Annotated in this window: 19 protein-coding genes; 9 read left to right on the top strand and 10 right to left on the bottom strand. The window is 67.3% G+C overall.

Features of this window, described 5'->3' with window-relative positions; all coding sequences use genetic code 11:
* Positions 1 to 92: 92 nt before the first annotated feature.
* Genes APY03_RS01255 through APY03_RS01280 form a run of 6 tightly spaced genes read left to right on the top strand, consistent with a single transcriptional unit; the run spans position 93 to position 6,838 of the window.
* Complete coding sequence (locus APY03_RS01255) at positions 93 to 971, top strand: branched-chain amino acid ABC transporter permease (protein ID WP_068673153.1); 879 nt, start codon at positions 93 to 95, stop codon at positions 969 to 971.
* 6 nt (positions 972 to 977) lie between these two features.
* Complete coding sequence (locus APY03_RS01260) at positions 978 to 2,054, top strand: branched-chain amino acid ABC transporter permease (protein WP_068673155.1); 1,077 nt, start codon at positions 978 to 980, stop codon at positions 2,052 to 2,054.
* A complete protein-coding gene (locus APY03_RS01265) occupies positions 2,051 to 2,953 on the top strand; it encodes an ABC transporter ATP-binding protein (RefSeq protein WP_232081214.1) in 903 nt (300 codons plus the stop codon). The genes APY03_RS01260 and APY03_RS01265 overlap by 4 nt, the downstream gene beginning before the upstream one ends.
* Positions 2,954 to 2,985: 32 nt before the next feature.
* A complete protein-coding gene (locus APY03_RS01270; protein ID WP_068673157.1) occupies positions 2,986 to 3,774 on the top strand; it encodes an ABC transporter ATP-binding protein in 789 nt (262 codons plus the stop codon).
* 5 nt (positions 3,775 to 3,779) lie between these two features.
* The gene (locus tag APY03_RS01275) at positions 3,780 to 5,636 is read left to right on the top strand and encodes an AMP-dependent synthetase/ligase (RefSeq protein WP_068673197.1); all 1,857 of its coding nucleotides are present in this window, start codon (positions 3,780 to 3,782) and stop codon (positions 5,634 to 5,636) included.
* 29 nt (positions 5,637 to 5,665) lie between these two features.
* A complete protein-coding gene (locus APY03_RS01280; protein WP_068673159.1) occupies positions 5,666 to 6,838 on the top strand; it encodes an ABC transporter substrate-binding protein in 1,173 nt (390 codons plus the stop codon).
* Positions 6,839 to 6,953: 115 nt separating this feature from the next.
* Here the strand turns inward: APY03_RS01280 and APY03_RS01285 are convergent, their stop codons facing one another.
* The 10 genes from APY03_RS01285 to APY03_RS01330 form a co-directional block, all read right to left on the bottom strand.
* Positions 6,954 to 7,205: a hypothetical protein gene (locus APY03_RS01285; RefSeq protein ID WP_068673161.1), complete on the bottom strand. Its 252-nt coding sequence runs from the start codon at positions 7,203 to 7,205 to the stop codon at positions 6,954 to 6,956.
* A gap of 440 nt (positions 7,206 to 7,645) precedes the next feature.
* On the bottom strand, positions 7,646 to 7,906 hold the full coding sequence (locus APY03_RS01290; RefSeq protein WP_068673163.1) for a hypothetical protein: 261 nt from the start codon (positions 7,904 to 7,906) through the stop codon (positions 7,646 to 7,648).
* The gene (locus APY03_RS01295) at positions 7,903 to 8,706 is read right to left on the bottom strand and encodes an RHS repeat domain-containing protein (protein ID WP_068673165.1); all 804 of its coding nucleotides are present in this window, start codon (positions 8,704 to 8,706) and stop codon (positions 7,903 to 7,905) included. The genes APY03_RS01290 and APY03_RS01295 overlap by 4 nt, the downstream gene beginning before the upstream one ends.
* 29 nt (positions 8,707 to 8,735) lie before the next feature.
* Entirely contained in the window at positions 8,736 to 9,836 is a 1,101-nt protein-coding gene (locus APY03_RS01300) for an ABC transporter substrate-binding protein (protein WP_068673167.1), read from the bottom strand.
* Positions 9,837 to 9,881: 45 nt separating this feature from the next.
* On the bottom strand, positions 9,882 to 10,751 hold the full coding sequence (locus APY03_RS01305; protein WP_068673169.1) for an ABC transporter permease: 870 nt from the start codon (positions 10,749 to 10,751) through the stop codon (positions 9,882 to 9,884).
* A 23-nt stretch (positions 10,752 to 10,774) separates the two neighbouring features.
* Positions 10,775 to 11,578 (bottom strand): ABC transporter ATP-binding protein, encoded by an 804-nt coding sequence (locus APY03_RS01310; RefSeq protein WP_068673171.1) that lies wholly within the window; start codon positions 11,576 to 11,578, stop codon positions 10,775 to 10,777.
* Positions 11,579 to 11,580: 2 nt separating this feature from the next.
* Entirely contained in the window at positions 11,581 to 12,378 is a 798-nt protein-coding gene (locus APY03_RS01315) for an alpha/beta fold hydrolase (protein ID WP_068673173.1), read from the bottom strand.
* Positions 12,371 to 12,766, bottom strand: a complete 396-nt coding sequence (locus APY03_RS01320) for a VOC family protein (RefSeq protein WP_068673175.1) — start codon at positions 12,764 to 12,766, stop codon at positions 12,371 to 12,373. The genes APY03_RS01315 and APY03_RS01320 overlap by 8 nt, the downstream gene beginning before the upstream one ends.
* A gap of 20 nt (positions 12,767 to 12,786) precedes the next feature.
* Entirely contained in the window at positions 12,787 to 14,388 is a 1,602-nt protein-coding gene (locus tag APY03_RS01325) for an FAD-dependent monooxygenase (RefSeq protein ID WP_083944089.1), read from the bottom strand.
* A 36-nt stretch (positions 14,389 to 14,424) separates the two neighbouring features.
* On the bottom strand, positions 14,425 to 16,260 hold the full coding sequence (locus tag APY03_RS01330; RefSeq protein ID WP_068673177.1) for a gamma-glutamyltransferase family protein: 1,836 nt from the start codon (positions 16,258 to 16,260) through the stop codon (positions 14,425 to 14,427).
* 173 nt (positions 16,261 to 16,433) lie between these two features.
* Here APY03_RS01330 and APY03_RS01335 point away from each other — a divergent pair, with 173 nt between their 5' ends.
* From APY03_RS01335 to APY03_RS01345, 3 genes are all read left to right on the top strand, one after another.
* The gene (locus APY03_RS01335; protein ID WP_068673180.1) at positions 16,434 to 17,150 is read left to right on the top strand and encodes a helix-turn-helix domain-containing protein; all 717 of its coding nucleotides are present in this window, start codon (positions 16,434 to 16,436) and stop codon (positions 17,148 to 17,150) included.
* A 73-nt stretch (positions 17,151 to 17,223) separates the two neighbouring features.
* Positions 17,224 to 18,060 carry an HDOD domain-containing protein gene (locus APY03_RS01340; RefSeq protein ID WP_068673182.1) on the top strand — a complete coding sequence of 279 codons (837 nt, stop codon included), beginning with the start codon at positions 17,224 to 17,226 and terminating at the stop codon, positions 18,058 to 18,060.
* A gap of 170 nt (positions 18,061 to 18,230) precedes the next feature.
* Complete coding sequence (locus APY03_RS01345; RefSeq protein WP_162487155.1) at positions 18,231 to 18,803, top strand: GAF domain-containing protein; 573 nt, start codon at positions 18,231 to 18,233, stop codon at positions 18,801 to 18,803.
* Positions 18,804 to 18,945 lie beyond the last annotated feature (142 nt).

Below are 18,945 nucleotides of genomic sequence, written 5' to 3' on the forward strand. Positions count from 1 at the left end.
CTGCGCCCGGCGGCCGGGCAGGCCATGCGGGAGAACCCTCTGCCCCGCATGGACGGGCGGCCCTATAAACCGCCAATCCCACCGAGGCGCCGTTGCTTCAAATCCTCCAACTCCTGCTCTCAGGCATTGCGCAAGGCTGCATCTACGGCCTGATCGCGCTGGGGTTCGTGCTGATCTACAAGGCCACCGAGACGGTGAGCTTCGCCCAGGGCGACCTGATGATGCTGGGCGCCTTCTGCGCCTTCGCCGGGGTCACGATGGCGGGCATGCCCTTCTGGCTGGCGGCGCTGCTCGCCATCGCGGCAATGGCGGCCTTCGGCGTGCTGCTGGAGCTGGTGGTGATCCGGCCCATCCTCGGGCAACCGCAGTTCTCGATCGTGATGCTGACCATCGGCATCGCCTACGTGGCACGCGGGCTGATCACCATGATCCCCGGCATCGGCACCGACACGCACGCGCTCGCCGTGCCCTACAAGGACGAGATCTGGAAGCTCGGCGCGCTGGTCGTCAACGTGGAGCAGGCGGCGATCATCGGCGCCACGGCTGTCCTGTGCGGGCTGCTCTTTGCGATGTTCCGCTACAGCAAGCTGGGCATCGCGATGCAGGCCTCCTCGCAGAACCAGCTGGCGGCCTACTACATGGGCATCCCGGTCAAGCGGCTCAACGGACTGGTATGGGGGCTGGCCGCGGCGGTGGCCGCCATCGCCGGCATGCTGCTCGCGCCCATCACCTTCGTTCACGCGAACATGGGCTTCATCGGGCTCAAGGCCTTTCCGGCGGCGGTGGTGGGCGGCTTCGGCAGCCTGCCGGGCGCGATCGTCGGCGGGCTGGTGATCGGCATCGTCGAGTCCTTCGCCGGCTTCTACCTGCCGGACGGCTTCAAGGACACGGCGCCGTACATCGTGGTCCTGGTCATGCTGATGGTCAAGCCGAATGGGCTGTTCGGCGAGAAGCTCAGGAAAAAGGTCTAGGCCGGCATGCGTTTCATCTTCAAGACCAGCTACGCCCAGGACATCGCCCTGGCCAGGCACGGCGGCCACGTGTTCTGGTACGGCCTGCTGGGTGCGGTGCTGATCGCGGCGCCCTGGGTCCTGCCGGAGTACTGGCTGGCGCAGCTGACCTTCGTGCTCATCTACGGCATCGTCGGCCTGGGCCTGATGCTGCTGGCCGGCTTCACCGGGCAGTTCTCGATCGGGCATGCAGCCTTTCTCGGTACGGGTGCGTACACGCAGGCGGTTCTGGCCAATGCGGGCGTGCCGTTTCCGATTGCGCTGGCGGCGGCGGCGGCGCTGTCCGCGGCGGTAGGCGTCGTGGTGGCGCTGCCCGCGCTGCGGGTGAAGGGCATCTACCTGGGCATTGCCACGCTGGCATTCGGCTTCATCGTAGAGGAGGTATTCGCCCGCTGGGAGCGCGTGACCGGCGGCAACTCGGGGCTGCACGTGAAGTCGCCCAGGCTCTTCGGGCTGGACATCAGCTCGAGCGAAAGCTTCTACATCGTGTGCCTGCTGATCGCGGTGCTGTGCACCTTCGCGATCCTGAACCTGCTGCGCTCGCCCACGGGCCGTGCCTTCGTCGCCATCCGTGACTCGGAGATCTCGGCCCAGAGCATGGGCATCCACCTGGCGCGCTACAAGACGATGTCCTTCGCCATCTCGGCGGCGCTGGCGGGGCTGGGCGGGGCGCTGTATGCGCACAAGCTCAGCTTCATCTCGCCGGACCAGTTCAACATCCTGCAGTCCATCGATCTCCTGCTGATGGTGGTGATCGGCGGGTTGGGCTCTGTGCATGGCGCCTTCCTGGGCGCGATCTTCCTGATCGCGATGCCGCAACTGATCGCGCTGGGCAAGGACTGGCTGCCGCCGGTGATCGGGCAGGCGCCGGGGCTGCAGGGGCTGGTCTACGGGCTCGTGCTGATCGGCTTCGTGCTCTTCGAGCCGCTGGGACTGTACGGGCGCTGGCTCAAGGTGCGCACCTACCTGCAGCTCTTTCCGTTCTATCGCAAGGGGCTGTTCAAGCGGCAGAAGGCCTTCACCAAGTCGGACCGCTTGAGATGATGACTGCCCCCCAGCTTGCGACTTCGTCTGCTGCGCCCGCCCCCGAGGGGGAGGCCCGGCCGCCTTGGGGCGGCCCGGCGGTGGCCGGCGCCGACGTGCTCCTCTCGGCCAACGATCTGAGCGTGCGCTTCGGCGGCGTGCTGGCGGTCAACAAGGTGAGCTTCGAGGTGCGGCGCGGCGAGGTGTTCACGCTGATCGGGCCGAACGGCGCGGGCAAGACGACAGTCTTCAACCTGATCAGCCGCATCTACACGCCGACCACGGGCGAGATCCTGTGGCACGGCGGGGAGGGCGCGCCGGTCGTGCTGACCGCGCATGCGCCGCACGAGATTGCGGCGCTGGGCATCGCGCGCACCTTCCAGAACATCGAGCTCTTCGAGCATGCGACGGTGCTGCACAACCTGCTGATCGGGCGCCACACGCATCGGCGCTCCGGCTTCTGGAGCGAGATCTTCTTCACCCCGGCCACCCGGCGCGCCGAGATCGAGGCGCGCGAGAAGGTGGAGCAGGTGATCGACCTGCTGGACCTGCAGCATTACCGCGATTCGATGGTGGCGGGGCTGCCTTATGGCGTGCGCAAGGTGGTGGAGCTGGCGCGCGCGCTGTGCACCCAGCCGAAGCTGCTGCTGCTCGACGAGCCGTCCTCCGGGCTCAACGTGGAGGAGACGGCGGACATGGCCTTCTGGATCCAGGACATCCAGAAGGAGCTGGGCATCTCGGTGCTGATGGTGGAGCACGACATGTCGCTGGTGTCGAAGGTGTCGGACCGGGTGCTGGCGATGAACATGGGGGAGGCGCTGGCTTCCGGGACGCCTCGGGAGGTGCAGTCGGATGCTCGTGTCGTGGAGGCCTACCTGGGGACTGTGGACGATCTGAGCAGCTTGAGGAGGGTGGCTTGATGGAGGCAGTCCCCCATGGACGGGCGCCCGGCATGCGGTGCGGGCCGGGCGACGACAACACCGTCCTCCAGCTGCTCAACGTCGAAAGCGCCTACGGCCCCATCAAGGCCATCCGCGGCGTCAGCCTCAAGGTTCGCCAGGGAGAGATCGCCACGGTGCTCGGCTCCAACGGCGCCGGCAAGACCACGATCCTCAAGACCATCTCCGGCATCATCGACCCGCGCAAAGGCAGCATCGAGTTCGAGGGCCGCAGCATCACCGCCCAGGACCCGGCCCACATCGTCCAGCAGGGCCTCAGCCACGTCCCCGAGGGCCGCGAGGTCTTCCCGCTGCTGTCGGTCAGGGACAACCTGTTGATGGGCGCCTACACCCGAAGCGACCGCGACGGCGTGGCGCGCGACATGGAGACCGTCTACGCCTACTTTCCCATCCTGCGCGAGCGCGCCACCCAGCACGCCGGCCTGCTCTCCGGCGGCCAGCAGCAGATGCTCGCCATCTCGCGCGCCATCATGGCCGCGCCCAGGCTGATCCTGCTCGACGAGCCCAGCCTCGGCCTGTCGCCCAAGCTCACGCGCGAGATCTTCGAGATCGTGGTGCGCATCAACCGCGAGCGCGGCACCACCATCCTGCTGGTCGAACAGAACGCCAACATGGCGCTCAACGCCTCCGACTACGGCTACGTGCTCGAGAACGGCCGCATCGTGATGGAGGACACCTGCGAGCGCCTGCGCGAGAAGGAGGACATCAAGGAGTTCTACCTCGGCCTGAAGGACGAGGGCGTGCGCGGCGAGCGGCGCTGGAAGAAGAAGACCTGGAGGTGAAGGCCATGCAGGGACTCTGGGACACCGCCCACATCCAGCCGCGCCACGACATCGTCATGCCGGGCGAGACCATCCCGGCCGTCTTCTGGAACGCCGTTGCCTCGCGCGGCGACCGCGTGTGGATGCGGCAGAAGCAATTCGGCATCTGGCACAGCTGGAGCTGGCGGCAGACCGCCGAGGCGGTGCGCGAGATCGCCGGCGGCCTGATGGCCCTCGGCTTCGCGCCCGGCGAGTGCGCCTCCATCCTCGCCAACACAGTCGTCGAATGGGTGCTGGCCGATCTCGCCGTGCTCAGCTGCGGCGGCGTGGCCAACGGCATCTACCCGACCGACGCCGCCTCGCAGGCGCACTACATCTGCGAGGACTCTCGCACCACCGTGCTCTTCGTCGAGGACGACGAGCAGCTCGACAAGGCGCTGGAGGTGCGCACCGGGCTGCCGCTCCTGCGCAAGGTGATCGTGTTCGACATGGAGGGGCTGCGCGATCTGCACGATCCCGGCGTCATGAGCCTGGAGGCCTTGCGCGCCCTCGGCCGCGAGCACCTGCAAGCTCACCCGAAGGCGCTCGAGCAGCGCATCGCCGCCTGCCGCCCCGAAGATCTCGCGATCCTGGTCTACACCTCGGGCACCACCGGCAAGCCCAAGGGCGCGATGCACTCCCACCGCGGCCTGGTCCACACCGTGCGCGGCTACAACACCCTCGTGGCGCAGGACGAGCACGACGAACGCATGTGCTTCCTGCCCCTGTGCCACATCGCCGAGCGCCTGGGCGGCGAGTACTTCTCGATGTACACCGGCGCCATCCTGAACTTCGTCGAGAACCCCGAGACCGTGCCCGAGAACGTGCGCGAGATCGCGCCCACCGTCTTCACTGCCGTGCCGCGCGTGTGGGAGAAGTTCTACTCGAGCGTGATGATCGCCCTCAAGGAGGCGAGCGGCCTGCAGCAGGCGGCGTACGCCTGGAGCATCGGCGTGGGCAGCGCCATCGCCGAGCGCGTGCTCGCGGGCCGGCCGGTCGGTGCCGGATGGCGCCTCAAGTTCCGGCTGGCGCGCTGGCTTGCGCTGGACAACGTGCGCAAGCTCATCGGCATCCACCGCGCGCGCTTCCTGGTCACCGGCGCGGCGCCGATCTCGCCCGAGCTGGTCAAGTGGTACCTGGCGCTCGGCGTCCCCATGGTCGAGGTCTGGGGCATGACCGAGACCTGCGGCGCCGCCACCGGCGTGCCGGCCGGGCGCATCAAGCCCGGTTCCATCGGCCCGGCCGCGGGCTACAACGAGGTGCGTCTCGATCCCGCCACCGGCGAGATCCTGGTGCGCGGCACCAACGTCTTCATGGGCTACCTCAACCTGCCCGGGAAGACCGCCGAGACCATCGACGCCGATGGCTGGCTGCACACCGGCGACGTCGGCACCGTCGACGAGGACGGGTATTTCCGCATTACCGACCGGATGAAGGACATCATCATCACGGCAGGCGGCAAGAACATCACGCCCAGCGAGCTGGAGAACGAGCTCAAGTTCAGCCCCTACATCACCGACGCCGTGGTGATCGGCGATGCCAGGCCCTATCTGACGGTGATCATCATGATCGACCAGGAGAACGTCGAGAAATTCGCCCAGGACCACGACGTGCCCTTCAGCAACTACCAGAGCCTCACGCGCGCACAGGAAGTGCAGGACCTGATCCAGGGGGAGCTCGACCGCGTCAACGCGAAGTTCGCCCGCGTCGAGCAGATCAAGAAGTTCTTCCTGCTGGAGACGCAGCTGAGCGCCGAGGACGAGGAGCTCACCCCCACCATGAAGCTCAAGCGCAAGCTCGTGCAGGCCAAGTACGCCGAGCGCATCGACGCCATGTACGCCTAGTTTTTTGCCACAACCGAGGAGACCACGCCATGAAGATCCAGGCTCTGATTCCGCTGGCAGCGACTGCCGGCCTTGCACTGAGTTCCGGCCTGGCCGGCGCGCAATCGCAGGGCGTCACCAAGGACGAGATCCGCATCGGCACCATCCAGGACCTGTCGGGCCCACTTGCCGGCTTCGGCAAGCAGGCGCGCAACGGCATGCAGCTGCGGGTGGATGAGCTCAACGAGCAGGGCAACGTCAATGGCCGCAAGCTCAAGCTCTTCGTCGAGGACTCGGGCTACGACCCCAAGAAGGCGGTGCTGGCCGCGCAGAAGCTGGTCAACCAGGACAAGATCTTCATCATGGCCGGCCACATCGGCACCGCCCAGAACATGGCGGCCATGCCGGTGCAGTTCGAGAAGAACGTCGTCAACTTCCTGCCCATCACCGCGGCGCGCGAGATGTACGAGCCGCACCACAGGCTCAAGTACTCCTTCGCCGCCACCTACTACGACCAGATCCGCCTGGCACTGCCCAAGATGATCAAGGACAAGGGCGCCAAGAAGGTCTGCACCATCTACCAGGACGACGAGTTCGGCCTCGAGGTGCAGCGCGGCGCCGAGGCCGGCCTCAAGACCGTGGGCATGGAACTGGCCGAGAAGACCTCGTACAAGCGCGGCGCCACCGACTTCTCGTCACAGGTCGCGAAGATGAAAGCCGCCAACTGCGACCTGGTCGTGCTGGGCACCATCATCCGCGAGACCATCGGCACGGTGGGCGAGGCGCGCAAGACCGGCTTCAACCCGACCTTCCTCGGCTCCAGCGCCGCCTACACCGACCTGATTCACAAGCTGGGCGGCAAGGCCGTGGAGGGCGTCTACGCCACCCACACGGTGCAGCATCCCTATCTCGACGAGGCTTCGCAGCCGCTGCGCTTCTGGGCCAACAAGTACAAGACCAAGTTCAACGAGGACCCGACGGTGTTCTCGGTCTACGGCTACGCGATCATCGACCAGTTCATCAAGGCTGCGCAGAAGGCCGGGCCCAATCTCACGACCGACAGCTTCGTGAAGGCGATGGACACGATGACCTTCGAGCCCGACATGTTCGGCGCGCCGAAGAGCACGTACACCGCCACCAAGCGATTGGGCAACGAGCTGTCGCGGCTGTCGCAGATCGTGGATGGGAAGTGGAAGGTGGTGTCGGATTACGTGGCGCCTTGAGGTGGGCAATTTCGATTGCCGGATGCTTGCCGTTACTCTGGCTCTGCGCCGGCGTGTGTCGGCCATCCAAGCCACGGTACGAACGCCCGGTCCCAGACGATGCCCGTGAGGAAAGCTATAGCTTCTTGAATGCCTGCTCCAAATCATTGACCATTTCAAATGGAGAAGACCTGGTAGAGCTTGCAAGGTCCAGCGCCAGTTCGATAGGGTAGGCAAGCAGGTCGATGCTGCCGTCTTCAACCTGTTGAGTGAATCCTGACGCGTAGCCAACCTTTTCATAGATCGTTAGATTGGCCCGGACTGCCGTCTCCTGCTCGCTCAGGCACAGGGCCGTCCTGGCACGTCGGATGTGTTGATTCGGATACATGATTTCTCTTACGGTAAGACAAGCCGGGGAACGAACCTTGGGCTAGGGCTGTATCTCGGTGTGATCTGGCTGCGCGGATTCGCCCACTGCGGAATCCAGAGCCCAGGGCTGTCCGGAGCGTAGTCATACTTCGTCGGATCCCATGGCTCGGCATCGCCGTTCGGGTCCGCCTCACACTGTCCGTCCTTCAATTTTTTCTGTCCAGGCCAAGGCTTCTTTGCATTTGGCGGCCAAGTCCCATCGTCATCACCATCGCTAAATCGGCATCGGCCCGTTGGCCCTGGGCAGGTAGATGTACTGCGTGCTGCCCGCACTGTTGGCTCCGCCCATGCCGGTCTCGGCGAGCAGGCTTCCGTCCTCGTCGTACATGAACGCGAAGCCCAGCTTCTCGGCGTCGCGGGGACTCGGCCCACACAGCTTGGTAAGGAGAGTTAGATCCGCTATTTCTTCAGCAGAACGAGGTACCAAGCGACGTAGAGGGCAAGCAGCACAAGTGCGAGCATCTGCCCTTGGGCACACAGCCTTTTTCCTTCCTCGTCGTACTTGTCCTTACTGAATGACCACCAGAAGAGCCATCCGACCGAGCGATCAGAACTGGAGGCTTTCTCGTTGAGGTGATCGTTGGCCTTTAAACCAAGCACGATGTAGGTCACTCCAAAAGCCGCTGAGGCGATCAGCAGAATCAAAGTCCAGATGGTCATGGCAAAGGCTCCATAGGCCCCATGTCAAGGGAGGGCAGCGGAATTGGCGGCGACACAAAGACACCCAAACGGAGGCATATCCGCGCATCGCGTTTGACACCAGGGCTAATGAAGAGACCTCCAAATCTCTTGGGAACAGGGGCTCCGGGCGGATCCATCTGCTTCGGCACGCCGCCCTCATGCTTGCAGCTCTGAGGCGGTGGCGGAGGGAGGGGGGCATCACAAATCTCGACGCCTCCGCCAAACGTGGGCTCGGCGCTCATCGACGTCGGCTCCATCCCCCCCGTAATGCAAGCCAGGCCCATGCACCCAAATGCGTTCACGTTAGGCGCGCCCCGACTCCGCCCCTGTGGACTACCGCCGCCCATCAACCCCAGCGGATCGGAGTATCGCAGCGGATTTCCGTGCACATAGCCGAACCTGTTCAGGTCGTCATATAGGCCGAGCGGATCGCCTTGCAGGTATCTGCCCAGCGCGGCGCTGTAGCTTCGGAAGTAGTTGTAGAACAAGCCCGACTCCTTGTCGTAATACTGACCTGGCCAACGCAGGTTGAACACGAACTCAGCAAAGCTCGTGACGCCAGGATTCGGCGTGACATCAAGGTCGGCAAACCTGTTGTGTGCCGTGGTCGGCTTCGTGTCGCCGAATGCCGAGTAGCTCCATTGCCAAACCACTTGGCCGTTGCTATCGGTCAGTCGCCTGGGCGTGTTGAGGTGGTCGCTGTGCACCGCGTAGATCTGGCCGTTGATCACCGCCGCAATCGGCATCGGCCCGTTGGCCGTGGGCAGGTAGATGTACAAGCCGCGTCATCACCGCGCCATCACCGCCCTCACGCCAACCTGAACTCCTGCGCCTGCCTCACCACCGCCGCCTTGTCGAAGGCATTGATCTCGTCGATCAGCTCGTTGGTGAACACGTTGCGCAGGTCACCCAGCTGCTGCGGCAGCTGCGGGTTGGCGGTCGAGCGCGCGGTGATGGCGACGATCTGCTGCCATTCCTCCTGGCTCGACGCGCCCCAGCGCTGGTCGGGGTCGTCCGGGCGCCGGATCCAGTTGTCCTTGCGCCGCCCGAGGATGAGCTCGATCTCCTTGCGGCTCTCCGCGTCGGACTTGTTCCTCGACTTCGTCTCGGGGTAAAGCGCCCAGTGGATGTTGATCGCCTCGCCCAGGTTGGTGTGCGCGAACAGGGTGGACTTGGCGACCGCGCGGAAGAAGCCCACCACCGCCTTGCGGTCTTCCTTGAGGTCCTTCTTGCGAATGCCCATCCAGCCGGCACCCAGCCGCGCATAGTTGGGCGGCAGGTCCAGGTAGCGCAGCGGCATGCCCACCGCCTCGATGCGCGCGGCGGCCGTGTCGTAGGTGACGATCGCATCGACGTTCCCCTGCGTCAGCGCGGTGCCGGCCACGCCCGAATCGCCGACGGCGATGAAGTTGATGTCCGACGCGTTCATGCCGAGCTCGCCGTACATGGTCTGCAGCGCGAAGACGCCGCCGTCGCCCTGGTTGCGGATGCCGATGCGCTTGCCCGCCAGGTCCTTGATCGTCTTCACCGGGCTATCAGGCTTGACCACCACCACGTTGGCGTTGCGAGGCAGCCAGTTGTAGACCGCGATGATGCCCAGTTGCGGCTCCTTGGCGATGGCCGGCAGGTACACCCCGGGCGCGAGCGATCCGAATTCGGCCTGCCCGCGCGCGATGCCGACCATCGCCTGGTTGACGCTGCTCATGTTGACGAAGTCGAGTTCGACTCCCTCCTGCTCGAAGTAGCGCAGCTTCGGATGCCGGCCGCAGGTGATGAAGCATTGCTGCGCATCGACGATGCCCACGGAATTCGCGCCGCGGAACACTTTGCGGCCCTGGGCCGTGACGCCCGCGGCCCAGACCGCCGCAAGGCCGCCGAGTCCCAGGTTGAAGTGACGTCGATCGATCATGGGGTGCCCTCGCTTTCTGAAGAAGATGGGATTGGGGGTTGTGAATCAGGCGCTCACGGTCTTGTGCGCGTCCTCGACCGGCATCCAGCCCAGTACGCGCCGGCGCACCAGCCGCAGCGCGCCGGTCAGCGCGACGCCGATGAGGGACAGGATCACGAACACGGCGAAGCTGCCGCCGGTGTCCAGCCGTGCGTCCATCTGCAGGATCAGCACGCCCAGGCCGGCCTGCGCGCCGATGAACTCGCCCACCACGGCACCGACCACGGAGAAGGCCGCGGCCATGTCCAGGCCGGCGAAGATATAGGGCAGCGCGCTCGGGAACTTGGCCTTGACGAAGATCTGCCAGCGCGTGGCCGACAGCGAGCGCAGGAGGTCGATGCGGTCCAGGTCGATGGCCTTGAAGCCGGCGATGCTGGTCACCAGCACCGGGAAGAAGGTGAGCATGCTGACGATGGCCACCTTGGAGCCGATGCCGAAGCCCATCCACATGACGATGATCGGCGCCACCGCCACCTTGGGCAGGCTCTGCAGCGCAGCGATGTACGGCCGCAGCAGCACCTCGAGGAAATCGAGCTCCGAGATCACGATGCCCAGCAGCAGCCCGATGGCGCTGCCGACGAAGAAGCCGAGGAGGATTTCGACCAGCGTGATGTACGAGTGGAACCAGAAGCCGTCGCGTGCCAACGGCCCCGTGGCCAAGCCCTGGTACATCGCGACCGCGACGTCGCTGAAGGGCGGAAGCAGGAACTTCGGCACCTCGAAGAAGCGCACGCCGAACTCCCACGCCGCCAGCAGCACGACCAGCAGCAGGAGGGAATTGAAGCGCATCGAGCGGAAGACCGACCGGCGTGCGCGTGCGGGGCGACGGGCCGCTGGGTCATGCAGGGCGGACAGGGGGGTGCTGTGGGATGACATGGTTCGTTCGCTCCGTGGCGGGTTCAGTCCAGAGAGGCCTCGTGGTGGAAGATGCCGCGGATCTCGTGCGCGGCCGCGGTGAACACCGGCGAGCCGGTCACGTCGAGGTCGCGCGGGCGCGGCAGGTCGACCTGGATCACGCGCTCCAGCGAGCCCGGTCGCGGCGTCATCACGAACACCACGTCGCCCAGGAAGATCGCCTCGGGGATGGAGTGCGTGATGAGGATCACCGTCTTGCCGCTGGCGCTCCAGATGCGCTGCAGCTCGAGGTTCATCTGCTCGCGGGTCATGGCGTCGAGCGCGCCGAAGGGCTCGTCCATCAGCAGGATCTTGGGGTCGTGCAGCAGGGCCCGCGCGATCGAGGCACGCTGTTGCATGCCGCCGCTGAGCTGGCGCGGCAGCTTGTCCTCGAAGCCGTCGAGCCGCACCATGTGCAGCAGCTCCATGGCGCGCTGGCGCGCCGCCTTCATGTCCAGGCCCAGCACCTCGGCCGGCAGCATCACGTTTTCGAGGATGGTGCGCCAGGGCAGCAGGATCGAGTTCTGGAACACGAAGCCCACGTCCCGCCGCGTGCCCTGGATCGGCTGGCCGTCAAGGCTCACGCTGCCGTCCGAGTAGTCGAGCAGGCCGGCGACGATCCGCAGCAGCGTGCTCTTGCCGCAGCCGCTCGGGCCCACGACCGTGACGAAGCTGCCCTCGGTGATCGAAAAGTTGATGTCGCGCAGCGCCTGCACCGCGCCCGGGCCAGGCGCACCGAAGGTCTTGCTGAGCCGCTGCACGCGGATGAATTCGGGCGCCGGCGAGCGGCTGGCTTCGAGGACTGGCATGTTCAGGACTCCTGGTTCGGCGATGCGAGGCAGAAACGGCGGATGTGGCCGGCGACAAGTTCCGGCGCCTGGATGCTTCCGGCATGGCCGACGCCGGCCAACGCGACCGCCTCGCAGCGCGGGATGGCCCGCGCCATGCCCAGCGTGACGGCGGGCGGCACGACGCGGTCGAGCTCGCCGGCGAGCAGCAGGGTGGGCACGTCGATGCGCTGCGGTGGCAGCGCAGGGCAGTCGGCGACCGCGGCAAAGCGGCGCTGCGAGCGCGCGGATGCGGGCTGCGTGCTGCGGAAGATGTCCTTCCACTGCGGCTGCGCGGCCAGGAAGGCGGGGGCGAAGAAGAGCTCGGCCAGCGCCTCGGCGGTGTCCGGCAGCCCCTTGCGGAGCTCGCCGATGCGCGCCACGCCTTCGGGGTTCAGCGCCTCCAGCCGTTCGGGCAGCGGCCAGGTGCTGCCGAGCACCAGCCTCTGCACGCACTGCGGATGCCGTATCGCGAGCGCCTGCGCCACGCGACCGCCGAAGGAGGTCCCGTAGACATGGGCGCGCTCATGGCCCAGGGCTTCGAGCAGCGCTTTTGCATCGTCCGCCAGTTGCAGCAGGGTCGCGGGCGTTTCCGGTCCCTGCGTCTCGCCGCAATCGCGCTGGTCGTAGGCCAGCACCGTGAAGTCGCGCGCCAGGTGCGGCGTGATCGCATCGAACATGCGGTGGCTGCCTTCGGCGCCGTGCATCAACAGCAGCAGCGGGCCGGCGCCGCTGCGCGTGAAGGCCGTACGGGCATCACCCGTCCTGCGGGTCTCAAGCACGCTGCGCCTCCTCGCGCGTGTCGAAGGTCAGCTCGACCTTCAGGCCCTGCGGGTCGTGCAGGAAGATCTGGTGCAGCGGCCAGCCTTCTACCGGCGCCTCCTGGAACTGGATGCCCTGCTGCACCAGGAAGTCGCGCGTCTGCTGGATACCGTGCGCCCGGAAGGAGATGTGGTCGAGCGGGCCCGTGTTCGATGCCGGCCGCTCGTCGGCGAAGGCCGCCAGGTGCACCAGCGGCTGCCCTTCGGCATAGAGCCAGTAGCCGTCGAAGGGCATGACCGGGCGCGCGCCGGGCGTCAGCTGCAGCAGCCGCGTGTAGAAGTCCAGCAGCGCCGGCAACTGGTCTTGCTGGCAGCGGATGGTGAAATGGTTGAGGCCGGAGACTTGCATGGTGCCTTGTTCCTTTCCTGCTAGAGCGAGAGGATCCGTTGCAGGCTGCCACCCAGCTCGGCCACCGGATCGTGGGGCAGCCAGGCCATGCGCCAGGCGACGTGGCCGTCGGGCCGCACCAGCACCGCGCCGCGCTGGCCCATGTGGATGCCATCGGCTTCGTGCGCGGTCGTCATCTGGCGCACCTGGATCGGCACGCCGGCCTTCTGCGCGACCGCGCGGGCGGCATCCATCCAGCCATCTGCCCTCGGGCCCGCCACCAGCACGAAATCCTTGTCGAACCAGTCCAGCGTGGAGCCGAGCCGTGCGAGGTCGGTCCAAAGGTGCGGGAAGCGTCCGCCGGGGCGGTCCGAGGGCTGGTAGTAGCGCGGCTGGTGCGGCGTCTTGACGGTGCCGTCGGGCACCACCGCGCCCGCGTCGTAGCTGAAGCCCAGGTCCTGGCCCGAGCTGTGGACGTGGTTGTCGGTGTCCTTGATCCAGAAGTCCATCTGCTCGCGGTTGCGCGAGCGCAGGGCCCGGTCGGTCTGGTCGAAGCGCGAGCGGTTGCCCAGGCTGAAGTCGGCGTTCGACTCGGCCACCGGCCGGCGCTCGGCGTCGTAGCTGTCGAGCAACCCCGCTCCGGCGCGGCCGTCCAGCACCAGCCTCAGCTTCCACGCGAGGTTGTGCGCGTCCTGGATGCCGGAGTTCATGCCGAAGCCGCCGTTGGGTGGAAAGCGATGCGCGGCGTCGCCGATCAGGAACACCCTGCCGCGGCTGAAGCGCGCCGCCACCTGCCGGCTCAGGCGCCAGGTCGACCGGCTGATCACCTTCACCGCCAGGTCGGGGATGCCGGCGTGCAGGCGCGCCAGCGCGACGACCTCATCGTCGGTGCGCGGAAGCGGGCGCTCGTCCTTCTCGGTCCCGACCTGCACCACGCTGAGCCAGCGGTCCCGGCCGTTGGTGTTGAGCACGGTGCCGATCGAGCCGTCGGGCGTGCCGGGCACGACGCGGTACCCGGCAGTGGTGTCGATGCGCGGCAGGTGCGAGAGGTCGGCCATCCAGTAGTCGTTGGCCATTACGGCCAGCGTCGAGGGCCCGCGCATTTCGATGTCGGCCTGCCGGCGCACGCTGCTGCCGGCACCGTCGGCGCCGATCAGGTAGGCGGCCTGCCACTGCTGCGTCTCGCCCGTGGCGAGCGAACGGGTGGTGACGACGACGCCGTCGTCCTGCCGGGAGAAGCCGGCGAACTCGGTCCGGTAGAGGATGCGCCCGTGCTTCGCGGACTGTAGAAGGCGGAACAGCTCCTCCTCCACCACGTCCTGCGACACGATGCTCTTCCACGACGGCGACTGCCCGGTGTTCAGCTCGGGGTTGGTGCGTCCGTACTCGTAGCCGGAGAGCGAATCGACGATGGCGAAGACGTCGGTGCCCGCAGGCAGGCCGCGCGCGCGCACCCGGCCCTCGATCCCCCACTGGCGAAACAGCTCCATCGTGCGGGTGCTGCAGCCGCGCGCCTTTGGATGGGTGGTGACGCCCTCGGCGCGCTCGACCAGCACGAAGTCGATGCCGAAGCGTTCCAGCAGCACGGCCATCGATAGGCCGACCGGGCCGCCGCCGACGATGAGGATGCGGGTGGTGTTCACGTGGTTTCTCCTTGGTTCCTGTTCATCGCCGCGGGCTCAGCGCCCCACGGCATAGCCCTGCATGCCGCGCGGGCTGGCGGCCGCGCGCAGCACCAGGCGGCCGCGCGCGTCCCGCACGCGGCTGCACGCGGAGATACGGCTCTCCGACCAGGGCTCGTTGAGGTGGACGTCATGACCCAGCTCGCGCAGCTGCGCGATCGTCGCCTCCGGAAAGCGCGGCTCGATGCTCAGGCGGTTCAGCGTGAGCGCGCGCGGCCAGAAGGACGAGGGGTAGTGCTTGACGTGGAAGGCCGGTGCGTCGATCGCCTCCTGCAGGTTCATGCCGTGCACCGCATGGCGCAGGAAGAAAGCGGTCGACCACTGGTCCTGCTGGTCGCCGCCGGGCGTGCCGAACACCATGCAGGGTTCGCCATCGCGCATCACCAGCGTGGGCGACAGCGTGGTGCAGGGCGCGACGCCGGACGCCAGGCTGTTGGGCAGGCCTTCGTCCAGCCAGGCCATCTGCAGCCGCGTGCCCAGCGCGAAGCCGAGAGAGGGGATCGCGGGGCTCGAGGAGAGCCAGCCGCCGGAGGGCGTGGCCGCGACCATGTTGCCCTGGCCGTCGATGACGCTGATCTGGCAGGTGTCGCCGACGAAGAGCTCGCGGTCGGCCCACTGCGCCACCGGCGGCAGCTTCAGGAAGGTGGGCTCGCCGACGCCGTAGCGGGTGTCTGCGGCGCGCAGGCTGCGTTCGCACACCCGCAGGTCGGGCAGGCGCGGGGAATGGCCGAGCGGGCAGCCGGGGTCGAGTGCACGTGCGGCCGCCAGCATGTCGACGCGCCCCCAGCGTTCGCGCGCGTAGTCGTCGCCCAGCAGTGCGTGCTGGGCCTCCGGGTCGGCGCCCGGCGCGCTGCCGTACCAGGCCAGCCGGTCGGCCAGGCTCAGCTTGGTGGCCTCCGCGATCGAATGGACGAAGCCCGGGCTCGTGGGCGCATGCTGCTCGAGTGACGCGTGGCGCAGCATCGCGAGGTTCTGCAGCATCAGCGGTCCCTGGCTCCAGAAGCCGCACTTGGCGACCTCGAATGCGCCGAAGCCCAGGGTCAGCGGCGCCTCCGCGTCGGGGCGCCACGAAGCCATGTCGTCCAGGCGCAGCAGGCCCGCATGGCGCTCGCCGCTGGTGTCGCGCGCCTTCTGCGTGCGGCAGAAGGCATCGATCTCCTGCGCGACGAAGCCTTGCTGCCAGATGCGCATCGCGGCCTCGATCACGGCGCAGCGGCCGGGGCCGGCCTGCTGTGCCTCCTCGGCCACGCGCGCCATCGTCGACGCCCATGCGGGCAGGCACATCAGGCTGCCGGGCCGGGGCACGCGTCCCTGGTCCAGCCACACGTCCGCCGACGAGTGCCACTCCTCGAGGAACAGGGGCCGCACCCCCAGGATCGCCTCCGCCAGGCGGGTGGATACGGGAAAACCTTCGCGTGCATAGCGTATCGCGGGCGCCAGCACCTCCTGCAGCGGCCAGCTGCCCTGCTCGAGCAGCATCGTCATCCAGGTCGCGAAGGCGGCAGGGACCGTGGCCGCCAGCAGGCCGATGCCCGGGACCTGTTCGAACCCGAGGCGCCCGAAGGCCTGGCGCGTGGCCTCGGCCGGCGCGCAGCCCTGGCCTTTCAGGGCGACGGCGCGGCGCTCGCGCTCGCTCCAGTACAGGATCGGCACCTCGCCACCTACCCCGTTGAGATGCGGCTCCACCACCTGCAGCACGAAGCCGGCGGCCACCGCCGCGTCGAAGGCGTTGCCGCCGCGCTCCAGCACGCCCATGGCAGTCTGCGCAGCCAGCCAGTGGGTGGAAGAGGCGACGCCGTGCGTACCGATGATTTCAGGGCGGGTGGTGAACATGCAGTGGCCGAAAAGAAAAAGGATGGCGGAACTCGGACGGCGTCTCCAGGCTTCGCCATAGAATCGCCGTTACGGATACGTAATGTGTCTATTACGGATCGGTAAGTCAAGAGAGTCCGATGCCCGGGCTTTCCCTGAGGCGACCGCCGATCGACGGGCACGAGAGAGGAACCATGCCGAGAAAAGCAGAGACGGAAGCGAAGCGGGCGAGCGTCGCCAGGGCCCGCAAGGCTCCTGCGGCCGCAGTCGCCGCCAACGATGGCAAGGCCTGGCGGCGCGCCGGCGGCGACCAGACCATGATCCACGAGCTGGGGCTGCGCATCCGGGCCGCGCGCGAGGAGAAGGCCCTGTCGCTCGCGCAGGTGAGCGAGCTGTCGGGCGTGCCCGGCGCCACGCTCTCGCGCATCGAGAACAGCAAGATGTCGCCGACCTTCAGCGTGCTGGCGCGCATCATGGTCGCGCTCGAGGTCGACTGGGTCGACCTGGTCGGGCCGAAGAAGCCGGCTCCCGGCGAGCCTGTCATGAGCTTCACCGAGGCCGGCGGCGGCATCGTGACGCAGGTGCGCGGCGAGCGTTGCGAGGTGCTGCACAGCGACGAGTCGGCCCAGTCGGCGCCGTTGCTGGTGGAGGTGCACTCGCGCAAGCTCAGCGACACCGGCGGTCTCGTCGGCCACCAGGGCGAGGAGTTCTGCTACGTGTTGTCCGGCGCGCTCGCCCTGCACATCGAGGGTCGCGAGCCCCGCATCATGAAGGCTGGGGACAGCGCGCTCTTCGACAGCACGACGCCGCATGCCTACCTGGCTGCGACGGCGGCCGGCGCGAAGATCCTGATCGTGGTGACGCGACCCTATGGCTCGCACATCCAGAGAGACATCCCCGGCTTGACCTGATCGCGCGCCCGAGGCCTGGGCGCTATAGGAGAATGGCCGCCTCCTCCAACAATTCACTCGAGCCCACCGAGACATGACCGCAGCAAGCCTGGACGAGCTGTTCTCCGAGAGCCATTCGCTCCCCTCGGTCCCGAAGGTGGTCCGGGACCTGATCGAAGTCCTGAGCAACGACAACGCGACGTTGTCCCAGGTGGCCCGCAAGATCGACGTGGACCAGGTGCTCACAGCCAGGATGCTGCGGCTGGCCAACTCGCCCTTCTACGGCGTGCGCCGGAAGATCTCGACGATGGAGGAGGCGATCCGGATGCTCGGCCTGTCATCGATCCGGACCCTGGTCATCAGCGCCAACCTCACGGGTACCTTCAAGAAAGTACCTCACGTGGACCTGCCGAAGTTCTGGCGCCATAGCCTGCGCGTCGCGTCCGCCTGCCGCCACCTGGCCGGCGCGAGCCGCGCCGCCGACCCGAACCTCGCCTTCACCGTGGGCAGCATGCATGCGATCGGGCACCTGATCATGTGCATCGTCATGCCCGACGAAATGGGGCCGCTCAACAAGGCCTGCCCGATCGACGCGATGGGCCGGCTGGACGCCGAGGAGCAGGCCTTCGGCTACCACTTCGGCGATGTCAGCGCGAGGCTGGCATCGCGCTGGAATTTCTCCGACGAGTTCGTCACCGCGCTCGGCGGGTTCGCGCGGCCGCTGCGCGTGCAGCCCTTCGATGCGCTGGCCGGCATCATGCACGTGGCCGTGTGGCGCGTGGCACTGGAGCGCGACGGGCCGGCGCTGTCATGCGATTTCGAGGCCTGGCCTTCGGAGGTCGGGCGCGCGGCCGGCCTCTCGCGGGAAAGCCTCGAGGACATGCCGACGCCCTCCGAGCTGGCCGCCGACCTCGAACTGATGATCGCCTGAGGCGACCAGGCGCCGCAGCCGCTTCCCGGCCACGCGCTAGAACCAATGCCCGACGACGGAATTCACGTCCGAGCGACAAGTTGCAGCGCGGGCCACGTTTCTGCGTCGTCCTTCACACCCCGCGGAGCAAGCCCGCACTTACGATGGCCGCACTCTCCAGATCGTTATACATGGAAACTTACCCGGATCCTCGCACCAACCCCGCCCCGGAGGCATGGGTGACGCAGCTGCGCATCATCACCGCTGCCGGGCGCTTTCATGCCGGAGAGGTGTCGGTGCAGCGCGCGATCGGCGAACTGCTGAGCCTCGTGCGCGATCTGCTGAAGCTCGAGGTGGTGTTCGTCAGCGAAGTCGTCGACGGCCGGCGCGTCTTCCGCTACATCGAGTCGCAGGACGGCGCGGCGCCCATCCAGCCCGGCCAATCCGCCCCGCTCGAAAAGACCATCTGCCAGCGCATCCTCGACGGCCGCATGCCGAACCTGGTGCGCGACGTCGAGGCCGTGCGCGAGGCACAGGGACTGCCGCGCACCTTCGAGGGCATGGGCACGCACGTCGGGGTGCCCGTCCGTATGGCGGACGGCAGGCTCTACGGCATGCTGTGCGGCTTCAACATGAGCGGTGGCCTGACCGAGCTGGACGAGCGCGACGTGCGGCGCCTCGAAGTCGCCGCAGGCGCGGCGGCGCGCTTGCTGGCCAGCGCGGACGGGCGCGAACACACGCCTTCCGACCCGCCGCTGAGCTAAACCCTGGCCTGCCTTCAGCCGGCCTTCTCGGAAGCGTCGAAGTCCAGCTCCACCTTCGCCCCGTTGGGGTCATGGCAGAACAGCTGCCAGGTCCCCGCACCCGCAATCACTGGGTCATTCTGCCCATGTCGGGCAAGAAGTC

It is taken from the genome of Variovorax sp. WDL1 (assembly GCF_001541225.1).
GTDB lineage: Bacteria > Pseudomonadota > Gammaproteobacteria > Burkholderiales > Burkholderiaceae_C > Variovorax.

Coding starts and splice junctions, on each gene's coding strand:
- APY03_RS01260 (WP_068673155.1), top strand. CDS start 978: ATGCGTTTCATCTTCAAGACCAGCTACGCCCAGGACATCGCCCTGGCC.
- APY03_RS01265 (WP_232081214.1), top strand. CDS start 2,051: ATGATGACTGCCCCCCAGCTTGCGACTTCGTCTGCTGCGCCCGCCCCC.
- APY03_RS01270 (WP_068673157.1), top strand. CDS start 2,986: ATGCGGTGCGGGCCGGGCGACGACAACACCGTCCTCCAGCTGCTCAAC.
- APY03_RS01275 (WP_068673197.1), top strand. CDS start 3,780: ATGCAGGGACTCTGGGACACCGCCCACATCCAGCCGCGCCACGACATC.
- APY03_RS01280 (WP_068673159.1), top strand. CDS start 5,666: ATGAAGATCCAGGCTCTGATTCCGCTGGCAGCGACTGCCGGCCTTGCA.
- APY03_RS01285 (WP_068673161.1), bottom strand. CDS start 7,205: ATGTATCCGAATCAACACATCCGACGTGCCAGGACGGCCCTGTGCCTG.
- APY03_RS01290 (WP_068673163.1), bottom strand. CDS start 7,906: ATGACCATCTGGACTTTGATTCTGCTGATCGCCTCAGCGGCTTTTGGA.
- APY03_RS01300 (WP_068673167.1), bottom strand. CDS start 9,836: ATGATCGATCGACGTCACTTCAACCTGGGACTCGGCGGCCTTGCGGCG.
- APY03_RS01305 (WP_068673169.1), bottom strand. CDS start 10,751: ATGTCATCCCACAGCACCCCCCTGTCCGCCCTGCATGACCCAGCGGCC.
- APY03_RS01310 (WP_068673171.1), bottom strand. CDS start 11,578: ATGCCAGTCCTCGAAGCCAGCCGCTCGCCGGCGCCCGAATTCATCCGC.
- APY03_RS01320 (WP_068673175.1), bottom strand. CDS start 12,766: ATGCAAGTCTCCGGCCTCAACCATTTCACCATCCGCTGCCAGCAAGAC.
- APY03_RS01330 (WP_068673177.1), bottom strand. CDS start 16,260: ATGTTCACCACCCGCCCTGAAATCATCGGTACGCACGGCGTCGCCTCT.
- APY03_RS01335 (WP_068673180.1), top strand. CDS start 16,434: ATGCCGAGAAAAGCAGAGACGGAAGCGAAGCGGGCGAGCGTCGCCAGG.
- APY03_RS01340 (WP_068673182.1), top strand. CDS start 17,224: ATGACCGCAGCAAGCCTGGACGAGCTGTTCTCCGAGAGCCATTCGCTC.
- APY03_RS01345 (WP_162487155.1), top strand. CDS start 18,231: ATGGAAACTTACCCGGATCCTCGCACCAACCCCGCCCCGGAGGCATGG.